This window comes from Cupriavidus taiwanensis (genome assembly GCF_900250115.1).
GTDB lineage: Bacteria > Pseudomonadota > Gammaproteobacteria > Burkholderiales > Burkholderiaceae > Cupriavidus > Cupriavidus taiwanensis_B.
In genome coordinates this window covers 799814-821200 of record NZ_LT984804.1, presented here as the reverse complement: position 1 = coordinate 821200, position 21387 = coordinate 799814, and the positions used below count along the sequence as shown (strand labels likewise).

Genomic DNA, 21387 nt, shown 5'->3' with positions numbered 1-21387 from the left:
ATCCGTCCTGGCCTTCTGGTCGCGTGCAGCGCGCTGCTCGGCGGCTGCGTGTCGCCCTTACGACACCTACGGCGACGGCCCGCAGGGCTGTCCGCCGGGACAGGCCAAGAAAGGCAACTGCCGCGTCGACCCGTACGGCAACGAGTCATTCTGCCCCGGGACAGGCCAAGAAGGGCCGCTGCTAAGCCGGCCGGGGGTTGCACCGGCCGGGCCGGCAGCCGGACAATGGCGGCTGCGGACATCCCTTCCTGCAGGAGCGCGCCATGCCACCCCGGTCCCTGCCCCGCCGTCGCCTTGCCCTCTTTTGCCTGGCCGCCCTGCTCGGCGCCTGCGCCACGCTGCAGCCGGAACAGACCGGCCGGCAGATGATAGGCAGCCCCGAAAGTGCCGTGCGTCAGACTTTCGGGCCGCCCACCGAGACCCGCCTGGCCGACGGCACCACCCGCTGGCTGTGGTCGCGGCAGCCCTTCGGCCATGAGGTCTACGCGCCGATTTCGACGCCGCGGGCAGGCTGACCCGCTACCGCCAGATGCTGACCGAGGCCGAGATCTATCGCGCCGAGTCGGGGTCTGGACCAAGCAGGACGTGCAGCAGCACTTCGGCCTGCCACGCGAGCCGGTGCAGTATTACCCGTTGATGCAACGCGAAGCCTGGTCCTGGCGCATGTACAAGGACGGCCTGCAGACCGCGCACTTCAGTTGCTACTTCGACCATGCCGGCGTGTTGCGCCAGACCATGATCATCGTCGATCCGCTCGGCGGCGACGCGCGCCGCGCGCGCTGACGCCGCCGCGGTGCCAATGCCGGCAGCAGGGGCTCCCCGGCCCCGGCGCCGTTTTGCGCGCAGAATGGAGGCGATGCGGCAATGCCCGCCAACCCTCCATGCGGAAACCCGACGTGACCACAGCCATCCTGCTCGAGAACATCCACCAGAGCGCCAACGCCCGGCTGGCCGAAGCCGGCCTGCAGGTCGAGCGCCGCACCGGCGCGCTGGCCGGTGCCGAACTGCGCCAGGTGCTGGCCGATCATGACGTGATCGGCATCCGCTCCGCCACCCACCTGCGCGCGGACGATATCCGCAGCGCGCCCGGGCTGCTCTCGATCGGCTGCTTCTGCATCGGCACCTCGCAGGTCGACCTCGACGCCGCCACCGCCGCCGGCATCCCGGTTTTCAACGCGCCCTTTTCCAACACCCGTTCGGTGGCCGAGCTGGTGGTCGCCGAAGCGGTGATGCTGCTGCGCCGGATCCCCGAGAAGAACACGCTGGCGCATGCCGGCAAATGGCCAAGGGCGCCACCGGCGCGTTCGAGACGCGCGGCAAGACCATCGCCATCGTCGGCTACGGCAATATCGGCTCGCAGGTCGGCGTGCTGGCCGAATCGATGGGCATGCGCGTGGTCTATTACGATGTGCTCGCGCGGCTCTCGCACGGTTCGGCCCGCGCCGCCGGCTCGCTCGAAGAAGCGGTGTCGCAGGCCGAGGTGGTGACGCTGCACGTGCCCGCCACGCCGCGCACGCGCAACATGATCGATGCCAACATCCTTGCCGCCTTCAAGCCGGGCGCGATCCTGATCAATGCCTCGCGCGGCAGCGTGGTCGACATCGCCGCGCTGGCCGCGGCGCTGCGCGAGCAGCGGCTGGCGGCGCGGCCATCGACGTGTTCCCGGAAGAACCAAGACCAACCAGGACCCCTTCACCAGCGAACTGCAGAACCTGCCCAACGTGCTGCTGACCCCGCACGTCGGCGGCAGCACCGAAGAGGCACAGGAGAACATCGGCACCGAGGTCGCGGCCAAGCTCGCGCACTTCCTGGCCACCGGCGGCACCATCGGCGCGGTCAATTTCCCGAGGTCGATCCCGGCCCGCTGCATGCGCCGGCGCGCCTGCTCAACGTGCACGGCAACGCGCCCGGCGCGCTGGCCGCACTCAACACGCTGCTGGCGCAGGAAGGCGTCAACATCACCGGCCAGCATCTGCAGACGCGCGGCCACACCGGCTACGTGGTCACCGACCTCGACCGCGCGCCATCCGCGCAGCTGATGCAGGCGCTGCAGACGCATGCCGGCTTCGCGCGCTCGCGGCTGATCCTGCGGGGCGGCCTAGCACTGGCCAGGGCCGTCGACCATGGCGCTGGCCATGGTCGCGACCCGCTCGCTTTAATCTCCACCAAACTGTCTGAAATCCCAAAAATGCTCTGAAGCAGTGACTATGCTGAATGCAGCCCACGCGCGCACTGGTGGGCCTGCACGGTACGCGATGACAATGGCGGCCCGCGTCGGCGCCGCACCAACAATCGTGAGGTCAGACATGTCGCTTGAACGGAGCAGGAAGGCCGCCGCCATGGTCGCGCGGCTCGCCGCAGCCACGCTGCTGTTGACCGCGGCGATCGGCAGCGCGGCAGCGCAAACCGGCACCATTACGTTCCTCGGTGCGATCACCAACCCTCGTGCGGATTCCGCCCGTCGGCGGCCTGGTACAGGCCAGTTGCCACCAGCCTTCCGGCCAGATCGTCTCGGCGCCCTTCGCCGTGGCACCGCACCAGCCGGCCGGCCCGACGCGCATCGGCGTGGCCAGGCTGGAACTGCAACCCGCCCGCGCCGGCAAGCCGAGCGCGGTGCCGGCCTACCTGGTCGTGGTGACCTATCACTAGATGACATATCCGGCCGACTGCCTGGCGCCGGCTACCGCAACCGGGGGATCGGGCGGCCCGCGTTGCGGCCCATGCCGCATCCCGCGCCGCCGCCGGCCGCCCCGCCGCGAGTGCAGTCTTGACACCTTCGCATGTGCTGCCTTTAATGATGTAACGCATCGGGCCACACCTGCTCCATTTTTGCCGAGGACGTCAACTGCGATGGAAACCGGTGATACCCACGATCCGCAACGCAAGCAAGAAGAACTGCGCAGTTTCCTTTTCCTGACCGCCGTGATGGTGCCGGTGCTGTCCGTCATCATCGTCGCGGGCTATGGGTTCATTGTCTGGATGACCCAGCTGATCAGCGGACCGCCGTCGCACTAGGCGCGGCCCGTGCAGGCCCGGTGCGGCAGGCCCGCCGCCGCCGGGGCATTTGACGGATAAAAACAAGCTGCAGCACAGACTGAAACGGCATCGAACCGGAGCTTGCGCATGCCCGCCGCCAGACGTGCCATCCCCATCCAGCCACTGCCGGCGAGCGCAGAGTGGCATATTGCCGGCATCGTGGTCCACGCCCTTCCCGACAGGCTGGCGCAGGTGCGTGCGGCGATCGAAGCCATCGCCGGGGCCGAAATCCATGCCGTCAGCGACAGCGGCAAGCTGGTGGTCACCCTCGAAGCGCCCAGCTCGCGCGCCATTGCCGCGCACCTGACTTTCCTGCACCAGTTCGACGGCGTGCTGTCGGCGGCACTGGTCTACCAGCACAACGAAGACGCCGAGGCCATGCACGAGGCCGTGAATCCCGCAATGAACGAGGAGGCAGGCACATGACCATCTCTCGTCGTGACTTCATCAAGCAGACCGCTGTCGCTGCGACGGCATCGGTGGCCGGCGTGGCGCTGCCGGCCGGGGCCGCCAACATGGTCACAGACAGCGAAGTGACCAAGCTGAAGTGGTCCAAGGCGCCGTGCCGCTTCTGCGGCACCGGCTGCGGCGTGACGGTGGCGGTGCGGGACAACAAGGTGGTGGCGACCAACGGCGATCCGCAGGCCGAAGTCAACAAGGGCCTGAACTGCGTCAAGGGCTACTTCCTGTCCAAGATCATGTACGGGCAGGACCGCCTGACCCGGCCGCTGCTGCGCATGAAGAACGGCAAGTACGACAAGAACGGCGAATTCGCCCCGGTCAGCTGGGAGCGCGCCTTCGACGAGATGGAACTGCAGTTCAAGCGCGTGCTGAAGGAAAAAGGCCCGACCGCGGTGGGCATGTTCGGCTCGGGCCAGTGGACCGTATGGGAAGGCTATGCCGCGTCCAAGCTGTACAAGGCCGGGTTCCGCTCCAACAACATCGACCCCAATGCACGCCACTGCATGGCATCGGCCGTGCAGGGCTTCATGCGCACCTTCGGCATGGACGAGCCGATGGGCTGCTATGACGACTTCGAAGCCGCCGACGCCTTCGTGCTGTGGGGCTCGAACATGGCCGAGATGCACCCGATCCTGTGGACCCGCATCACCGACCGCCGCCTGAGCCATCCGAAGACGCGCGTGGCGGTGCTGTCGACCTTCACGCACCGCTCGTTCGACCTGGCCGACATCCCGGTCATCTTCAAGCCGCAGACCGACCTGGCGATGATGAACTACATCGCCCACTACATCATCAAGAACAACAAGGTCAACAAGGACTTCGTCAACAAGCACACCGTGTTCAAGGAGGGCGTGACCGACATCGGCTATGGCCTGCGCCCGGAACACCCGCTGCAGAAGGCGGCCAAGAACGCCGCCGATCCGGGCGCCGCGCGCCCCATCAGCTTCGACGACTTCGCGCGCTTCGTCGCCAGGTACGACGCCGATACCGTCAGCAAGCTGTCGGGCGTGCCCAAGGCAAAGCTCGACCAGCTGGCCGAGCTCTACGCCGACCCCAATATCAAGGTGATGTCGCTGTGGACCATGGGCTTCAACCAGCATACGCGCGGCAGCTGGGCCAACAACATGGTCTACAACCTGCACCTCCTGACCGGCAAGATCGCCACCCCCGGCAACAGCCCGTTCTCGCTGACCGGGCAGCCGTCGGCGTGCGGCACCGCGCGCGAGGTCGGCACCTTCTCGCACCGGCTGCCGGCCGACATGGTGGTGACCAACCCCAAGCACCGCGAGGAAGCCGAGCGCATCTGGAAGCTGCCGCCCGGCACCATTCCTGACAAGCCCGGCTACCATGCCGTGCTGCAGAACCGCATGCTCAAGGACGGCAAGCTCAACGCCTACTGGGTGCAGGTCAACAACAACATGCAGGCCGCCGCCAACCTGATGGAAGAAGGCCTGCCGGGCTACCGCAACCCGCAGAACTTCGTGGTGGTGTCCGATGCCTATCCCACCGTGACCGCGCTGGCGGCCGACCTGATACTGCCCAGCGCGATGTGGGTGGAGAAGGAAGGCGCCTACGGCAACGCCGAGCGCCGCACGCAGTTCTGGCACCAACTGGTCGATGCGCCGGGCGAGGCGCGCTCCGACCTGTGGCAGCTGATGGAGTTCTCCAAGCGCTTCAAGGTCGAGGACGTGTGGCCCGCCGACCTGATCGCGAAGAAGCCCGAATACCGGGGCAAGACCCTGTTCGACGTGCTCTACCGCAACGGCCAGGTCGACAAGTTCCCGCTCAAGGAGATCGACCCCGACTACCACAACGCCGAAGCCAACGCCTTCGGCTTCTACGTGCAGAAGGGGCTGTTCGAGGAGTATGCCACCTTCGGCCGCGGCCATGGCCATGACCTGGCCCTTTCAACACCTATCACGAGGCGCGCGGCCTGCGCTGGCCGGTGGTCAACGGCAAGGAAACGCGCTGGCGCTACCGCGAGGGCAGCGACCCGTACGTCAAGGCTGGCACCGGCTACCAGTTCTACGGCCACCCGATGGCAAGGCGGTGATCTTCGCCCTGCCCTACGAGCCGCCGGCTGAGTCGCCGGACCAGGAATATCCGTTCTGGCTGGCCACCGGCCGCGTGCTCGAGCACTGGCACTCCGGCTCGATGACGCGACGCGTGCCCGAGCTGTACCGGGCCTTTCCCAACGCGGTGGTGTTCATGCATCCCGAAGACGCCAAGGCCATGGGCCTGCGCCGCGGCGTCGAGGTCGAAGTGGTGTCGCGGCGCGGACGCATGCGCTCACGGGTCGAGACCGCGGCCGCGACGCGCCGCCGCGCGGGCTGGTGTTCGTGCCGTGGTTCGACGCCAGCCAGCTGATCAACAAGGTGACGCTGGACGCCACCTGCCCGATCTCGCTGCAGACCGACTTCAAGAAGTGCGCGGTCAAGATCGTCAAGGTCTAGGCCCAACCTAACAGGGAGACGCCATGAAGCCAAGCCGATCCTGGATGCCGCTGCTGGCGCTGTGCGCGCTGCTGCTGGCGCTGCTGGCGCCGCAGGCCCCGGCGCGCGCGCAGGGCGTGGTCGACGCGATGCGCGGCCCACGCCGATCGCCAATGAAGCCAAGGCGCCGCTGCTCTACCCCACCGAAAACAAGGACATCCGCCGCACCCGCAACTACACCATGCAGCCGCCGACGATTCCGCACAAGATCGACGGCTACCAGCTGGACAAGGACTTCAACCGCTGCATGTTCTGCCACGCGCGCACCCGCACCGAAGAAACCCAGGCGATCCCGGTCAGCATCACGCACTACATGGACCGCGACAACAACGTGCTCGCCGACGTGTCGCCGCGCCGCTACTTCTGCACCCAATGCCACGTGCCGCAGGCCGACGCCAAGCCGCTGGTGGGCAATACCTTCATCGATGTCGAGCAGATGCTCAAGCGCAAGCCCGGCGCCAAGGGCTCGTCCAACTAGCCGGTACGCGCCATGCTCGACCTGATCAAGCGTTACTGGCGAACCATCAACCGGCCCAGCGCGTATTTCAGCCTGGGCTTCCTGACGCTCGGCGGCTTTATCGCCGGGGTGGTGTTCTGGGGCGCGTTCAACACCGCGCTGGAGCTGACCAACACCGAACAGTTCTGCACCGGCTGCCACGAGATGCGCGACAACGTCTACCAGGAGCTGCAGGGCACCATCCATTTCACCAACCGCAGCGGCGTGCGCGCCAAGTGTTCGGACTGCCATGTGCCGCACAACTGGACCACCAAGATGGCGCGCAAGATGCAGGCCTCCAAGGAGGTCTGGGCCAAGATCTTCGGCACCGTCGACACCCGCGAGAAATTCCAGGCGCACCGGCTTACGCTGGCCCAGCACGAATGGGCCCGCTTCAAGGCCAACGATTCGCTGGAATGCCGCAACTGTCACGACTACCAGTCAATGGACTTCACCCGGCAGAGCCGCGCGCGCAGGCCATGCATTCGACCTACCTGGCCAACAAGGAGAAGACCTGCATCGACTGCCACAAGGGCATCGCCCACCATCTTCCCGACATGTCCAAGGCCGAGGTGAAATGACGCCTGCCGCCGCGTCCGTGCTCCGTGCCAGCGGCCTGGCGGTGTCGCGTGCCGGCCGCCCGGTCCTGCAAGGCCTCGACTTGGGCCTGGCGCCGGGCGGATTGCTGCAGGTGCTGGGCGCCAACGGCAGCGGCAAGACCACGCTGCTGCGCGTGCTGTGCGGCCTGGCCAGCGCCGATGCCGGCACGCTGCAATGGCATGGCCGCCCGCTGCGCGCCGCCGATCCGGAGTTCCAGCAGGCGCTGGCCTACCTCGGCCACGCCAACGGCATCGACATCGACCTGACCCCGGCGGAGAACCTGCGCTTTGCCGCCCGCCTTGCCGGCCGCCATGCCGATGCCGGCCGGCGCGCCGACAGCATCGCGCGCGCGCTCGCCGCCCATGCGCTGGAGCGCGTCGCGCACGTGCCGGTGCGCACGCTGTCGCAAGGGCAGCGGCGCCGCGTCGCGCTGGCGCGGCTGGCGCTGGCGCCGCGCACCCTGTGGCTGCTGGACGAACCGGTCACCGCGCTCGATGCCGACAGTTGCGTGCGCTTCCAGCGCCAGCTGGACGCGCACCTGGCCGCCGGCGGCATGGCCGTGATCGCCACGCACCAGCTGCTGCCCGGCGGCGGCGCGGTGCTGCGCCTGGACCGGCCGGCGGCATGACGGACATGCTGCGCGCGCTCGCCGCGATCGTCGCGCACGATGTCTCGCTGTCGTGGCGGCGGCGCGGCAGCCTGCTCGGCGGCGTGGTGTTCTTTGTCATGGCCGCGAGCCTGTTCCCGCTGGCGATCGGCCCCGAGCCGCAGCAGCTGCGCGCGCTGGCGCCGGGCATCCTGTGGGTGACGGCGCTGCTGGCCTCGATGCTGTCGCTGTCGCGCCTGTTCGCGCAGGAGCATGCCGACGGCAGCCTGGACCAGCTGCTGCTGTCGCCGCATCCGCTGGCGCTGCTGGTGCTGGCCAAGATCGCCGCGCACTGGCTTGCCAGCGGACTGCCGCTGCTGGTGCTGACGCCGCTGCTGGCGCAGCAATACGGGCTGCCGTCCGGCGCCGCGCTGTTGCTGGCGGCATCGCTGCTGGTCGGCACGCCGGCGCTGAGCCTGATCGGCGCGGTGGGCGCGGCGCTGACGCTGGGCCTGCGCGGCGGCGCGGTGCTGCTGTGCATCCTGGTGCTGCCGCTGTGCGTGCCGGTGCTGGTGTTCGGTGCCGGCGCCGCGGCCGCCGCCGATGCCGGGCTCGACGTGACGGCGCAGTTCTCGCTGCTGGGCGCGTGCCTGGCGCTGTCGCTGTTGCTGTGCCCGCTGGCCGCCGCCGCCGGGCTGCGCATTGCCATGGAGACCCCGGCATGAGCCAGCCGCTGCCCTCGTTGCCACAGCGCATGCCGTCGCAAGCCCGCGCCCGCCGCGGCTGGCTGGCCTATGCCGCGCCGGTGCGCTTCTATCCGCTGGCCGGGCGCATGGCCCCGTGGTTCTTCGCCGCGGCGGCGCTGTGCGCGGTGGCCGGCTTGTGGACCGGCTTCGGCGTGGCGCCGGCCGATGCGCAGCAGGGCGAGGTCTACCGCATCATCTTCATCCATGTGCCGGCGGCATGGATGTCGATGTTCATCTACCTGGTCATGGCGGGCTACTGCGCGCTGGCGCTGGTACTGCGCACGCGGTTGTCGTCGATGATGGCGTCGGCGCTGGCGCCGACCGGCGCGCTCTTCACCGTGCTGGCGCTGTGGACCGGCGCGCTGTGGGGCCAGCCCACCTGGGGCACGTGGTGGGTGTGGGACGCGCGGCTCACCTCCGAGCTGCTCCTGCTGTTCCTGTACCTGGGCTTTATCGCGCTGGAAGCCGCCATCGACGAGCCGCGCCGCGCCGAGCGCGCGTGCGCGGTGCTGGCGCTGGTGGGCGTGGTCAACATCCCGGTGATCTATTTCTCGGTGCAGTGGTGGAACACGCTGCACCAGGGCGCCTCGGTCAGCCTGACCGCGGCGCCGTCGATGGCCGCCACCATGCTGGCCGGCATGCTGCTGATGACGCTGGCCTGCTGGATGTACACGGTGGCGGTGGCGCTGGTGCGCGTGCGCTGCATCCTGCGCGAGCGCGGCGACGTGCCGCACGGCCCCGCCATGGTTACCGGAGAGAGGTCATGACGCTGTCCACGCTGCTGCCCTACGGGCACCACGGCATCTTCATCGCCGGCGCCTTCGGTGCGAGCGCGCTGCTGCTGGCGCTGGAACTGGCGCTGCTGGCGCGCCGCTGCCGGGCCACGCGCCGGCGCCCGGATCCGGAAGCCGGCCAATGACACCGCGCCAGCGCCGCTTCGGGCTGCTGGCCGCGGCGCTGGCCTGCTGCGGCATCGCGGCGGCGCTGGTGCTCAATGCCTTCCGCTCCAACCTGGTGTTCTTCTTCAGCCCGAGCCAGGTGGCCGCGCGCGAGGCGCCGGTGGCGCGCAGCTTCCGCCTGGGCGGGCTGGTCGCGCCGGGCTCGATCCGGCGCGAGGGCGACGGCATGACGGTGCGCTTCGTCGTGACCGACAGCGCGCGCGAGGTCCCCGTGCAGTATCGCGGCCTGTTGCCCGACCTGTTCCGCGAAGGCAAGGGCGTGGTCGCGCGCGGCCAGCTGGGCGCCGACGGCACCTTCATCGCCAGCGAGGTGCTGGCCAAGCACGACGAGAACTACATGCCGCCCGAAGCCGCCGATGCGCTCAAGCAGGCCGGCCAGGCCAACCCGCGCATGGCCGGCGCCATGGCCGCGCAGGAGCTGCGCCGGTGATCGCCGAGCTGGGCCACTTCACGCTGATCGTCGCCCTGCTGGTGGCGCTGGTGCAGGCGGTGGTGCCGCTGGCCGGCGCCGCGCGCGGCCGGCTGGCATGGATGGCGCTGGCGCGCCCCGCCGCGCGCGCGCAATGCGTGCTGGTGGCGCTGTCGTTCGCCGCGCTGACCTGGTGCTTCGTCGACCACGACTTCAGCGTGCGCTACGTCGCCGCCAACGCCAACAGCGCGCTGCCGCTGGCCTACCGCATCGCCGCGGTGTGGGGCGGGCACGAGGGCTCGATGCTGCTGTGGACGCTGATGCTGGCGCTGTGGTCGCTGGCGGTGTCGGTGTGGAGCCGGCAGCTGCCGCTGGCCGCGGTGGCCCGCGTGCTGGCGGTGATGGGCGCGATCAGCGCCGGCTTCCTGGCGTTCCTGCTGTTTGCCTCCAACCCCTTCGTGCGGCTGCTGCCGCCGTCGATGGAAGGCCGCGACCTCAACCCGCTGCTGCAGGATCCCGGCATGGTGTTCCACCCGCCGCTGCTGTACATGGGCTACGTCGGCTCCTCGGTGACCTTTGCCTTTGCCGTGGCGGCGCTGCTGGCCGGGCGCGTCGACGCGGCGTGGGCGCGCTGGTCGCGACCGTGGACCACGGTGGCATGGGCCTTCCTGACGCTGGGCATCATGCTCGGCAGCGCCTGGGCCTACTACGAGCTGGGCTGGGGCGGCTGGTGGTTCTGGGACCCGGTCGAGAATGCCTCGTTCATGCCCTGGCTGGCCGGCACCGCGCTGATGCATTCGCTGGCGGTGACCGAGAAGCGCGGCGCGTTCCGCGCGTGGACCGTGCTGCTGGCGATCTTCACCTTCTCGCTGAGCCTGCTCGGCACCTTCCTGGTCCGCTCGGGCGTGCTGACCTCGGTCCACGCCTTTGCCGTGGACCCCAAGCGCGGCATCTTCATCCTGGCGCTGTTGGGGCTGGTGACCGGGCTGGCGCTGGCGCTGTATGCCTGGCGCGCGCCGGCGCTGGCGCGCCGCGTGAAGTTTGCGGCGGTGTCGCGCGAGTCGATGCTGCTGGCCAACAACGTGCTGCTGGCGGTGGCCGCCGCCACGGTGCTGCTGGGCACGCTCTACCCGCTGCTGGTCGATGTGCTCGGCCTGGGCAAGATCTCGGTCGGCCCTGCCTATTTCGAGCAGGTGATGGTGCCGCTGATGGCGCCCGCGGTGCTGCTGATGGGCGCCGCGCCGCTGGCGCGCTGGCGCCACGGCGACCTGCCCGGCATGGCGCGCCGGCTGCGCTGGGCCGCGGTGGCCAGCGCGGCGCTGGCCCTGGGGTTGCTGCTGGCGCTGCGCAATGCCTCGGCGCTGAGCGGGCTGGGGCTGCTGCTGGCGGCCTGGTGCGTGCTGAGCGCGGCGGCCAGCGTGGCGGCGCGGCTGCAGCACCAGCGCGGCCGCCGGCTGGCGGCGCTGCGCCAGTTCACGCCGAGCTACTGGGGCATGCTGCTCGCGCACGCCGGCGTGGGCGTCTTCATCGCCGGCGTGACGCTGGTGTCCGGCCAGGAAAGCCTGCGCGAATTGCCGCTGCGCGCCGGCGACAGCGTCGGCGTGGGCGGCTATGACTTCCGCTTTGCCGGCGTGACGCAAGCCGGCGGCCCCAACTACGAAGCGCTGCGCGGCACGCTGGTGGCTTCGCGCGACGGCCGGCGCGTGGCGGTGCTCCATCCCGAGCGCCGCATCTACCGCAGCCAGGACCTGCCCACCACCGAAGCGGCGATCGACAGCGGCGTGACGCGCGACCTCTACGTGGCGCTGGGCGAGCACGTCGGCAACGACGCCGCGGGCAGCGCCTGGGCCGTGCGCATCCACGTCAAGCCTTTCGTCGGCTGGATCTGGGCCGGCTGCGTGCTGATGGCGCTGGGCGGACTGCTGGCGGTGTGCGACAAGCGCTACCGGCTGCGGCGCCGCGCCACCGACGCGGTCAACGCGCCGGCCGCAACCGATGCGCCCGCGGTGCCGGCATTGAGCCCGGTCCGCGAGGAGACGCCCGCATGACACGCTTCCTGCTGCCGCTGGCCGCCTTCCTCGCCCTGGCGGTGGCGCTGGCCGCGGGGCTGCGCCACGATCCGCGCGCGCTGCCGTCGCCGCTGGTGGGCAAGGTCGCGCCGGCATTCCAACTGCCCCTGCTGGCGCCCGAGGGCCGCACGCTGGCCAGCGCCGATCTGCGCGGCAAGGTCTGGCTGCTCAATGTGTGGGCCTCGTGGTGCGCCGCCTGCCGCACCGAGCATCCGCTGCTGGTGGACTTTGCCGGGCGCGCGCCAGTGCCGCTGTACGGCCTCAACTACAAGGACGAAGCCGGCGCCGCGCGCGACTGGCTGCGGCGGCTGGGCGACCCCTATGCCGCGTCACTGGTCGACGCCGACGGCCGGGTCGGCATCGACTACGGCGTCTACGGCGTGCCGGAGACCTTTGTCATCGACCAGCATGGGGTGGTGCGCTACCGCCAGGTCGGCCCGGTCACGCGCGAGGTGCTGGAGCGCAAGCTGATCCCGCTGATCGAGCAGCTGCAGCGGCAGGGAGATGGCCATGCGTAGCCGCGCCCTCGCCGCGTGGCTCGCCGCGACCCTGTGCGGCGTGGCGCTGCAAGCGGCGGCGCTGAGCGAAGCCGAGCTCGACGCGCGCGTGCATGCCTTGTCCGCCGAGTTGCGCTGCCTGGTCTGCCAGAACCAGACCCTGGCCGACTCCAACGCCGAGCTGGCGCTGGACCTGCGCCGCCAGATCCGCGCGCAGCTGCGCGACGGCGCCAGCGACGCGGCCATCAAGGATTACCTGGTGCAGCGCTACGGCGACTTCGTGCTGTACCAGCCGCCGCTGCGGCCGCTGACGTGGCTGCTGTGGTTCGGGCCGCTGCTGCTGCTGGCCGCTGCCGTGGCCGCGATCGTGCGCGCGCGCTCCCGCATAGCCGCGGCCGGCATCCCGACCGACCAGCCACTGGACGCAGCCGCGCAACACCAGCTGGCGGACTTGCTCGACACCGCGACCACGGAGCGTCGCCCGCCATGACCACCTTCTGGCTGCTGGCCGCGGCGCTGATCGGCGCCGCCACCCTGTGCCTGCTCTGGCCGCTGTTGCGCCGCGGTGCGCCGTCCGACTCCGCCACGCCCGCGCGCGCGCTGCTGGTCGACCTCTACCACGACCAGTTGCGCGAGCTGGACCGCGACCTGCACGCCGGCACCCTGGGCGCGGCGCGCCATGCCGAAGCCCGCGCTGAGCTGGGCCGCCGGCTGCTCGACGAGGCCGCCGGCAGCGCCACCGCTCCGGCCAGCGCGCGCCCCGCGCCGCTGCTCGCCGCGCTGCTGCTGGCCGCGTTGCCCAGCGCCGCGATCCTGCTCTACCTGCATCTGGGCAACCCGGTGGCGCTGTGGCGGGCCGACGACCTGCCCGCGGCCAGCGGCAGCGAGCACCAGCTCAGCGGCGCGCAGGTCGAGGGCATGGTGAACCAGCTGGCGCAGCGCCTGCGCGAGGCGCCCGGCGATGCGCAGGGCTGGGCCATGCTGGCGCGTTCGTACAGCGTGCTGGAGCGCCATGCCGACGCCGCGGCCGCCTACGCGCGCGCGGTCGAGCTGGCGCCGGACGTGGCCGCGCTGCGCTCCGACTACGCCGACGCGCTGGCCACGCTGGGCGGCGGCGTGCTGGACGATGCGCCGATGGCGCAGGTGCGCCAGGCGCTGGCGCTCGACCCCGACGATCCCAAGGGCCTGGCGCTCGCCGCCAGCGCCGCGGCGGCGCGCGGCGACAAAGAGGCGGCGATCGGCTACTGGGAACACCTGTACCGGCTGCTGCCGGCGGACTCGCAGACCGCGGCGCGCATCGCCGCCAACCTCGCGGCCGCGCGCGGCACGCCCGCCGCGGCGCCGGCCGCGGCCATCAGCGGCATGGTGACGCTGAGCGAGCGGGCCGGACGCGCGCCGCAAGCGGGCGATACGCTGTTCGTCTATGCCCTGCCGGTGGACGGCGCGCGCATGCCGCTGGCGGTGCTGCGGCGCTCGGCGCGCGACCTGCCGCTGTCGTTCACGCTGGACGATGCCATGGCGATGCGCCCCGACCACCGGCTCTCGGGCCAGCGCCAGGTCATGCTGGAAGCGCGGATTTCCGCCAGTGGCAGCGCCTTGCCGCAGGGGGGCGACCTGGTCGGCCGCACCGGGCCGGTGGCGGTCGGCAGCGAAGGCATCCGCATCGCCATCGACAGCAGCATCGGAGGCAACGCGGCGCCATAGCGGCTCAGGCAGGCAAGCTCGCCCTCAGGTTGGCCAGCATGTCGGCCACCATCTCGCGCAGCCCGTACCGCGCGCGCCAGCCCCAGTCCGCGCGCGCGACCGCGTCGTCGATCGAATCCGGCCAGCCTTGCGCGATCGCCTGGCGATAGTCCGGCTCGTAGCGGATCTGGAAGTCCGGCACCTGCGCGCGGATGGCCGCGGCGATCTGCGCCGGCGTAAAGCTCATGCCGGCGATGTTGTAGCTGCCGCGCTCGCTCAGCCGGTCCGCCGGCGCTTCCATCAGTTCGATGGTGGCGCGGATGGCATCGGGCATATACATCATCGGCAGAGCCTCGTCTTCGCGCAGGAAGCAGGTGTAGGGCTCGCCCTTGACCGCCGCATGGAAGATATCGACGGCATAGTCGGTGGTGCCGCCGCCGGGCGGGGTCTTGTGCGAGATCAGGCCGGGATAGCGCACGCTGCGCACGTCGACGCCATGGTTGGCGTGGTACCAGCGGCACCAGCCCTCGCCCGCCTGCTTGGAGATGCCGTAGACCGTGGTCGGCTCCATCACGGTCTGCTGCGGCGTGTGCGCGGCCGGCGTGGTCGGGCCGAAGGCGGCGATCGAGCTGGGCCAGAACACCCGCTCCAGCCCGTTCTGCCGCGCCAGCTCCAGCACGTTGAGCAAGCTGGTCATGTTGAGGTTCCAGGCCCACTGCGGGGCCTTCTCGCCGGTGGCGGACAGCGCCGCGGCCAGCAGGTAGACCTGGGTGATGCCATGGCGCTCGACCACCGTGGCCAGCTCGCCGCGGTCGGTGGCGTTGAGCATCTCGTGGGTCAGCTGCACGTGGCGGCCGGTGGGCACCACGTCGGATGTAATGACGTTGGCGCGGCCGTAGCGCTCGGCCAGCGCCAGCGCCAGCTCGGAGCCGATCTGGCCATTGGCGCCGACGATCAGGATTTTCGGTTTGGCATCCGCCATCAGATCAGCCCCAGTTCTCGGCCGGCGTGGCCGAAGGCGTCCAGCGCCGCCTGCAGCGTGGCCTCGTCATGCAGCGCGCTCATCTGCACGCGGATGCGCGCCTGGCCCTTGGGCACCACCGGGTAGAAAAAGCCCACTACGTACACGCCCAGCTCCAGCAGCCGCTGCGCCAGCTGCTGCGCCTTGTCGGCGTCGTAGACCATGATCGGGATGATGGGGTGGTCGCCGGACTTGACGTCGAAGCCCAGCCGGCCCAGCCCGGCGCGGAAGAACTTCGTGTTGCGCTCGAGCCGGTCGCGCAGTTCGGTGCTTCCTTCAAGAATATCGAGCACCGCGATCGAAGCGCCCACGATGGCCGGCGCCACGGTATTCGAGAACAGATACGGCCGCGAGCGCTGGCGCAGCAGCGCCACCACTTCCTTGCGCGCACTGGTGAAGCCGCCCGAGGCGCCGCCCAGCGCCTTGCCGAGCGTGCCGGTGATGATGTCGATCTTGCCGAACACGCCGCGCGCCTCGTGCGTGCCGCGGCCGCGCTGGCCCATGAAGCCGGTGGCATGGCATTCGTCGATGCCCAGCAGCGCGCCATACTCGTCGCACAGCGCGCGCATCTGGTCCAGGCGCGCCACGGTGCCGTCCATCGAGAACACGCCGTCGGAGAACACCAGCGTGTAGCGCGCGCCGTCGGCCCGGGCCTGCTCCAGCTGCGCGCGCAGGTCGTCCATGTCGTTGTGCTGGTAGCGGTAGCGCCGCGCCTTGGACAGGCGGATCCCGTCGATGATCGAGGCATGGTTGAGCGCATCGCTGATGACCGCGTCTTCCGCCCCCAGCAGCGTTTCGAACAGCCCGCCGTTGGCATCGAAGGCCGAGCCGTAAAGGATCGTGTCCTCGGTGCCGAGGAAGGCCGACAGCCGCGCCTCCAGCGTCTTGTGCAGGTCCTGGGTGCCGCAGATAAAGCGCACCGAACTGAGGCCGAAGCCATGCGTGCGCAGCGCTTCGTGCGCGGCCTCGATCACGCCCGGATGCGACGACAGGCCCAGGTAGTTGTTGGCGCACAGGTTGATGACCTCGCGGCCATCGCTGGTGCGCACGCGCGCGCCCTGCGGCGTGGCGATCACGCGCTCGTTCTTGTACAGCCCGGCGTCGCGGATGGATTGCAGTTCGTCGCGGATGGACGCATAGAACGCCTGGGCATTCGGCATGGCTTGGCTCCGTTGGGTCGAGGGTGTGCTGGCTGGTGTGCTACGATCCGATCGATAAATCGAACGCGTTCTGTATATCGAACGTTTTGCGCAATATAACGAACATCATTCCATGACGCAAGCCCTGGTCCAGACCCCGCAGGCCGACGGGCCGCCCGCCGTCGGCATGGCGCTGCAGGCGCTGCGCCAGCAGCACCGGCTCTCGCTCGACGAACTGTCGCGCCGCGCGGGGGTGTCCAAGTCGATGCTGTCGCAGATCGAACGCAACCTCGCCAATCCGACCGTCGCGGTGCTGTGGCGCCTGGCCAATGCGCTGGGCGTGAACCTGGCGGATTTCCTGGCCGGCGGCGCAGGCGAGCGCGCCGGCGGCGGCATCACCGTGGTCCAGCCGCACGCGATCCCGTCGCTGAAGAGCCCGGACACGCGTTGCGACCTGCGCATCCTGGGCCCGATCGAACTGGCCGGGCGCTTCGAGTGGTATGAGCTGACCATCCAGGCCGGCGGCGTGCTGGCCTCCGAGCCGCACGAGGCCGGCACCCAGGAACACCTGTCGGTGCTGAGCGGATCGATGACGGTGCGCGCGGGCGCCGATGAGAAGAAGCTGCGGCACGGCGAGACCGCGCGCTATGCGGCCGATGTCGCACATGCGATCTCCAATGGTGGCAAGACCACCGCCACCGCACTACTGGTTGTAGTGCATCCGGGGTAAGGCGGGCAAGGAAGGCCGCGCCTCCCGCCTATCCGGCCAGGGATGTTCAGCGGGCGCCGAACAAACGCTTCATACGCTCCCACAGCACGCCGAAGAACATTGTCACCGGGTTCAGGCGCACGGCCTGGTTGCGCTCGGCCTCGCTGAGCGTAGGGTCCATCCTGCGCGACACCGCCTTGCCGAAGTCGGCGATCATCCGCCGCACGAAGTCGCGCACCAGCCCCGAGCGCGAGAACTGGGCCAGCGGCCCTTGCAGCGAATACTGCAGGTCGACCTCGACTTCGGTCTCGCCGGCGGACAAGGCCTTGAGCGCATAAGCGATATCGCCCGCGGCCTTGGAATTGCTGAGCGAGTCCTGCCCCGCCCCTTTCAGCACGCCGCGCTGGTTTGCATCATCGCGCTGCAGGCGCGCGGCGCCCTCGAACCTCGCCGACATGGGGCCGAACTTGATGGCGATATGGCCCTTGACCTTGTCCCCGGCCACTTCCGTCAGCACCGCGCCGGGCAGGCAGCCCGCCACGGCCGGCAAGTCCGCCATGAAGGCCCATACCTGGTCCAGTGCATAGGGCACGGCGAAGCCGCCTTCGATGCGCGACCAGCCCTTGCGGTCGGCCGAGCGCTCCGGCTCGGCGCTGCCCGCCGCGGCAAGGTGCGGCTGCGTGCCGAGCGCCTCGTCGGCGACCGTGAAGCCCGCGAACGGCAGCGGTGCGGCGGCCGCGCCGGCGTGCCGCGCGATCACGCCGGCGGCCGCGCGACGCGCGTCCAGCACCGAACGGATCGCGGCGACGATGCCCATATAGCCGGTGCAGCGGCACAGGTTGCCCGACAGCTCGTGGCGGATGGTGGCTTCGTCGGCATCGGGCAGGCGCACCACGATATCGCGCGCGGTGGCCAGCATCCCGGGCGTGCAGTAGCCGCACTGCAGCGCGTGATGCCGGTTGAAGGCCGCGCGCAGGTCGGCCATGACCGGGTCATCCTCGTAGCCCTCCACCGTGACGATGTCCGCGCCCTGGCAGGCGGCGGCGAAGGTGATGCACGAGCGCACCGGCTTGTCGTCCACCAGCACGGTGCAGGCGCCGCACACGCCGTGCTCGCAGCCAAGGTGGGTGCCAGTCAGGCGATGCGTGTCGCGCAGGTAGTCGCCCAGGTGCGTCCGGTCCGCGCACGCGCCGGACACCCGGCGGCCGTTGACAGTGAATTCGATGGTCTGCACGGGACGCTCCTCAGTTCAGCAATTGCGTGACGCAGCGCATCACGACGGTTCGGTACAGCTTGCGGTCGATGGCGTCCTTGCCCGGCGCGGCCTGCGCGACGGCTTCGGCAACTGCCTCGGCAGTCAGCGCGGCCGCGCCCTGCGCCGCCACGGCGCGCGTCAGGCCGGGCAGCACCATGGGCGGACCGTCCAGCGCGCCCAGGACGATGCGGCCGAAGCGGCGGCTGGCGTCGAAGTAAGCGGCGCAGCTGGCCTCGGCGAATTCGCCGGTCTTGCGGCACAGCTTCTGGTAGCCCCAGCGGCTGTGCGCGGTCTTCGGCGGCACCCGCACTGCGGCGATCAGCTCGCCTTCGGCCAGCACGGTGGTGTAGGCGCCGATCATGAACGACTCCATCGGTACTTCGCGCATGCCGGCCGCGGATGCGATCTCGATGCGCGCGCCCAATGCGGTCATTGCCACGACCCAGTCGGCCGCCGGATCCGCATGCGCTAGGCTGCCGCCTACGGTGCCACGATTGCGGATCGCCCGATAGGCGATGCCGCCGGCAACGGCCTGCAGCATGGTGCCGCGCAGCGGTTCGAACACGCCGTCCTCGATCTGCGCGTGGGTGACGCAGGCGCCGATGCGGATGCCGTCAGCGGCTGCAGTCACGTCGCGCAATTCGCGCAGCGCCGACACATCGACCACCGTATCGGGCCGGGTCAGGCGCAGGTTCAGCATCGGCCCCAGCGATTGCCCACCGCCCATGGCCTTGGATACATCGGTACCCGCGCCCAGGCGGGACAGCGCCTCCGGCAGCGAGCCGGGCGCGTGGTAGGAAAATGCAACGGCTTTCATCGGTCAGGCAGCCTTCCGGTTATGCGCATCGGCCTCGGCCGCATCCAGCGCCTCCAGGAGCTTGCGCGGCGTCAGCGGCGTCTCCTTGAGCTCGACGCCGAAATCGCGCAATGCGTCATTGACGGCATTGAAGATGGCCGCCGGCGGCGCGATCGCCCCGCCCTCGCCCATCCCCTTGGCGCCGAACTCCGTATGCGGTGACGGCGTCTCGAAATGATGGATGCGGATCGACGGGATCTCGGTCGGCCCCGGCAGCATGTAGTCCGCCAGCGTCGACGCCAGCGGCTGGCCATTGCCATCGTAGTGCATGGCTTCGAACATCGCGGTGCCGATGCCCTGCGCCACACCGCCGTAGGTCTGCCCTTCCACCACCATCGGGTTGATCATGGTGCCGCAGTCCTCCACCACCACGTAGTCGAGGATCTCGACGTGGCCGGAGTCGATATCGACTTCCACCGCCACGGCATGCGTGGCGTAGGTGAAGCTGCCGGTATCGACGGCAGGCTTGAAGCCCATCGTGACTTCCAGCCCCTGCGCGTCGACGTCCGGCGGCAACAGGTGCGGGTTGATGTACCAGGCGTTGGCGATGCGTGCGATATCGGCGGTGCCTGCATCCCCGCCCGCCACGGCGCCGTCCCGGAACGCCACGGCATCCTGCGGCTGGCCGAGCATGTGCGCGCCGATCTTCAGTAGGCGCGGCAGCAGCGCCTTGCAGGCACGCGACACCGCGCCACCGGACATCACCAGCGAGCGCGACGCATACGTGCCGGTCGAGAACGGCGTCAGGCCGGTATCGCCGTGCACGACCTTGATCCGCGCGATGTCGATGCCGAGGATCTCGTGGGCGATCTGCGCGAAGGTGGTCTCCATGCCCTGCCCGTGCGAATGCACGCCCACGCGCACCTCCAGCCCGCCGTCCGGCGTGATGCGCACCGTCGCAGAATCGAAGCCCGGGATCACCGGCGTGCCCCACGCGGCGAACACCGAGGTGCCGTGCGCCGATTGCTCGGTGTAGGTGCCGAAACCCACGCCGACATAGGTGCTGCCCTGCGGCCCCGCCTTCTGGCGCGCACGGATCGCGGGCAGGCCGATCATCTCCATGGCCTTGCGTACGCTGGCCGGATAGTCGCCGCCGTCGAAATGCTTGTTGGTGACGTTGACATAGGGCATGGCCTCGGGCGGCACCAGGTTTTCGCAGCGCACCTCCCACGGCTCGCGTCCCACTTCGCGGGCGATGGCGTCGATCATCAGCTCCATCGCAAAACAGACCCCGGTACGCGCCACGCCGCGATAGGGCACGAAGCCCGGCTTGTTCGTCGCCACGCAAGTGGTTTCGCAGCGGTAGCCCTCGAAGGCGTACGGCCCCGGCAGGTTGCCGATCGCCTGCCCCGGTTCCAGCCCGATGGTGAACGGCCACACGGAATAAGCCCCGCCATCGATCTCGATCCTTGCATCCAGCGCCAGCAGGCGGCCGCGCGCATCGGCATACGCGGTCAACTCGTAGTGGTGCTCGCGCGAGTTTGCGCCGGCGGTCAGGTGCTCGCGCCGGTCTTCGATAAAGCGGAACGGGCGCTTGTAGGTCAGCGCCAGCCACGCGATGCACAGTTCTTCCTGCTGCAGCACGCACTTATAGCCGAAGGCACCACCCACGTCGGGCGAAATCACCCGCACGCGCTCCTGCTCCAGCCCCAGGCAGTGCGCCAGGATCGTGCGGATCATGTGCGGCACCTGCGTCGCGCTGTAGACCACCAGTTGGTCGAACTGGTGGTCCCAGTAGGCCAGCACTGCCTTGCCTTCCATCGGCACCATGCACTGCCGCGCGAGGTCGATCTGGCGGCGCACCACCACCGTGGCCTCGCGCCGGCGCGTCTCGAAGTTCTTGTCGGCGCTCAGCGCCAGGAAGGTATTGTCGCGCCAGTGCTCGTGCACGCGCACCTCGCCGGCAAGCTGGCGGGCCTGCGTCACGTCGGCCAGCGCGGGCAGTTCGTCGAACGACACGGCGACCTGCTCGGCGATATCCTCTGCCTCGGCGCGGGTGGGCGCGAACGCCATCGCCACCGGCTCGCCGACGAAGCGCACCTTGCCGCTGGCCAGTGGCGGCTGTGCCGAGGGCTGGTAGGACGGGAAGGCCGAATCGGCGACGATGTCGCTGGCCGCCGTCATGTCTTCACGCACGATCACCGCGGCGGCGTGCCGGGACGGCTTGGTCACCGATAGCAGCCGGGCGTGCGCAACCGGGCTGCGCAGGAACGCGACTTCCTGCAAGTCCGGCATGGCGATGTCCGCGACGAAGCGGCCCTTGCCGTGCAGATGACGGGCGTCTTCCTTGCGCGCCACGCGCGCGCCGACTCCCTGGCCGCGCGCGCTTTCCGGGTGATCCGGTTCGATCGACGATGTCATTGCCTTGTCCG

General features: G+C 69.9%; 19 protein-coding genes and 4 pseudogenes. 18 read left to right on the top strand and 5 right to left on the bottom strand.

The window, feature by feature from the left end; genetic code table 11:
* The first annotated feature begins 263 nt into the window (after positions 1–263).
* The 17 genes and pseudogenes from CBM2586_RS20490 to ccmI all read left to right on the top strand — a co-directional run bounded on the left by CBM2586_RS20490 (position 264) and on the right by ccmI (position 14056).
* Positions 264–783, top strand: a pseudogene (locus CBM2586_RS20490) (hypothetical protein).
* Positions 784–881: 98 nt separating this feature from the next.
* Positions 882–2095 (top strand): annotated as a pseudogene (gene serA / locus CBM2586_RS20485) (phosphoglycerate dehydrogenase); the annotation flags it as partial.
* A gap of 350 nt (positions 2096–2445) precedes the next feature.
* Positions 2446–2649: a hypothetical protein gene (locus CBM2586_RS32120; RefSeq protein ID WP_240991476.1), complete on the top strand. Its 204-nt coding sequence runs from the start codon at positions 2446–2448 to the stop codon at positions 2647–2649.
* 201 nt (positions 2650–2850) lie between these two features.
* Positions 2851–3015 (top strand): periplasmic nitrate reductase, NapE protein, encoded by a 165-nt coding sequence (gene napE, locus CBM2586_RS20475; protein WP_115665170.1) that lies wholly within the window; start codon positions 2851–2853, stop codon positions 3013–3015.
* A 108-nt stretch (positions 3016–3123) separates the two neighbouring features.
* Positions 3124–3462, top strand: coding sequence for a chaperone NapD (locus CBM2586_RS20470; RefSeq protein ID WP_115665171.1), 339 nt, complete (start codon positions 3124–3126; stop codon positions 3460–3462).
* A pseudogene (gene napA / locus CBM2586_RS20465) lies at positions 3459–5951 on the top strand (periplasmic nitrate reductase subunit alpha). The gene CBM2586_RS20470 and the pseudogene napA overlap by 4 nt, the downstream one beginning before the upstream one ends.
* Positions 5952–6012: 61 nt before the next feature.
* On the top strand, positions 6013–6468 hold the full coding sequence (locus CBM2586_RS20460) for a nitrate reductase cytochrome c-type subunit (protein ID WP_431194955.1): 456 nt from the start codon (positions 6013–6015) through the stop codon (positions 6466–6468).
* Between the two features lie 12 nt (positions 6469–6480).
* Positions 6481–7067 (top strand): annotated as a pseudogene (locus CBM2586_RS20455) (cytochrome c3 family protein).
* Positions 7064–7714, top strand: a complete 651-nt coding sequence (gene ccmA, locus CBM2586_RS20450; protein ID WP_240987978.1) for a cytochrome c biogenesis heme-transporting ATPase CcmA — start codon at positions 7064–7066, stop codon at positions 7712–7714. Before CBM2586_RS20455 ends, ccmA begins: the two are co-directional and overlap by 4 nt.
* Before the next feature lie 5 nt (positions 7715–7719).
* Positions 7720–8397: a heme exporter protein CcmB gene (gene ccmB / locus CBM2586_RS20445; RefSeq protein ID WP_115666470.1), complete on the top strand. Its 678-nt coding sequence runs from the start codon at positions 7720–7722 to the stop codon at positions 8395–8397.
* Complete coding sequence (ccmC, locus tag CBM2586_RS20440) at positions 8394–9185, top strand: heme ABC transporter permease CcmC (RefSeq protein WP_115665173.1); 792 nt, start codon at positions 8394–8396, stop codon at positions 9183–9185. Before ccmB ends, ccmC begins: the two co-directional genes overlap by 4 nt.
* On the top strand, positions 9182–9337 hold the full coding sequence (gene ccmD, locus CBM2586_RS20435) for a heme exporter protein CcmD (RefSeq protein WP_115689492.1): 156 nt from the start codon (positions 9182–9184) through the stop codon (positions 9335–9337). The genes ccmC and ccmD overlap by 4 nt, the downstream gene beginning before the upstream one ends.
* On the top strand, positions 9334–9807 hold the full coding sequence (gene ccmE, locus CBM2586_RS20430) for a cytochrome c maturation protein CcmE (RefSeq protein ID WP_115665175.1): 474 nt from the start codon (positions 9334–9336) through the stop codon (positions 9805–9807). Before ccmD ends, ccmE begins: the two co-directional genes overlap by 4 nt.
* Positions 9804–11834, top strand: a complete 2031-nt coding sequence (locus CBM2586_RS20425; protein WP_115689490.1) for a heme lyase CcmF/NrfE family subunit — start codon at positions 9804–9806, stop codon at positions 11832–11834. Before ccmE ends, CBM2586_RS20425 begins: the two co-directional genes overlap by 4 nt.
* Positions 11831–12373, top strand: a complete 543-nt coding sequence (locus tag CBM2586_RS20420) for a DsbE family thiol:disulfide interchange protein (protein ID WP_115689488.1) — start codon at positions 11831–11833, stop codon at positions 12371–12373. Before CBM2586_RS20425 ends, CBM2586_RS20420 begins: the two co-directional genes overlap by 4 nt.
* Positions 12366–12842: a cytochrome c-type biogenesis protein gene (locus tag CBM2586_RS20415; RefSeq protein WP_172583358.1), complete on the top strand. Its 477-nt coding sequence runs from the start codon at positions 12366–12368 to the stop codon at positions 12840–12842. Before CBM2586_RS20420 ends, CBM2586_RS20415 begins: the two co-directional genes overlap by 8 nt.
* A complete protein-coding gene (gene ccmI / locus CBM2586_RS20410) occupies positions 12839–14056 on the top strand; it encodes a c-type cytochrome biogenesis protein CcmI (RefSeq protein ID WP_115665179.1) in 1218 nt (405 codons plus the stop codon). Before CBM2586_RS20415 ends, ccmI begins: the two co-directional genes overlap by 4 nt.
* Before the next feature lie 4 nt (positions 14057–14060).
* Here ccmI and CBM2586_RS20405 read toward each other — a convergent pair whose 3' ends face one another.
* Together CBM2586_RS20405 and kbl are read right to left on the bottom strand one after the other, a co-directional pair.
* On the bottom strand, positions 14061–15017 hold the full coding sequence (locus CBM2586_RS20405; RefSeq protein WP_115665180.1) for an NAD-dependent epimerase/dehydratase family protein: 957 nt from the start codon (positions 15015–15017) through the stop codon (positions 14061–14063).
* Positions 15017–16216: a glycine C-acetyltransferase gene (kbl, locus tag CBM2586_RS20400; protein WP_115665181.1), complete on the bottom strand. Its 1200-nt coding sequence runs from the start codon at positions 16214–16216 to the stop codon at positions 15017–15019. Before kbl ends, CBM2586_RS20405 begins: the two co-directional genes overlap by 1 nt.
* Before the next feature lie 112 nt (positions 16217–16328).
* Here kbl and CBM2586_RS20395 point away from each other — a divergent pair, with 112 nt between their 5' ends.
* A complete protein-coding gene (locus CBM2586_RS20395; RefSeq protein WP_115665182.1) occupies positions 16329–16925 on the top strand; it encodes a helix-turn-helix domain-containing protein in 597 nt (198 codons plus the stop codon).
* A 46-nt stretch (positions 16926–16971) separates the two neighbouring features.
* Here the strand turns inward: CBM2586_RS20395 and CBM2586_RS20390 are convergent, their stop codons facing one another.
* Genes CBM2586_RS20390 through CBM2586_RS20380 form a run of 3 tightly spaced genes read right to left on the bottom strand, consistent with a single transcriptional unit; the run spans position 16972 to position 21376 of the window.
* A complete protein-coding gene (locus CBM2586_RS20390; protein WP_115689486.1) occupies positions 16972–18138 on the bottom strand; it encodes a xanthine dehydrogenase family Fe-S subunit in 1167 nt (388 codons plus the stop codon).
* 10 nt (positions 18139–18148) lie between these two features.
* Positions 18149–18976, bottom strand: coding sequence for an FAD binding domain-containing protein (locus CBM2586_RS20385; protein WP_115689484.1), 828 nt, complete (start codon positions 18974–18976; stop codon positions 18149–18151).
* Between the two features lie 3 nt (positions 18977–18979).
* Entirely contained in the window at positions 18980–21376 is a 2397-nt protein-coding gene (locus CBM2586_RS20380) for a xanthine dehydrogenase family protein molybdopterin-binding subunit (RefSeq protein ID WP_115689482.1), read from the bottom strand.
* Positions 21377–21387 lie beyond the last annotated feature (11 nt).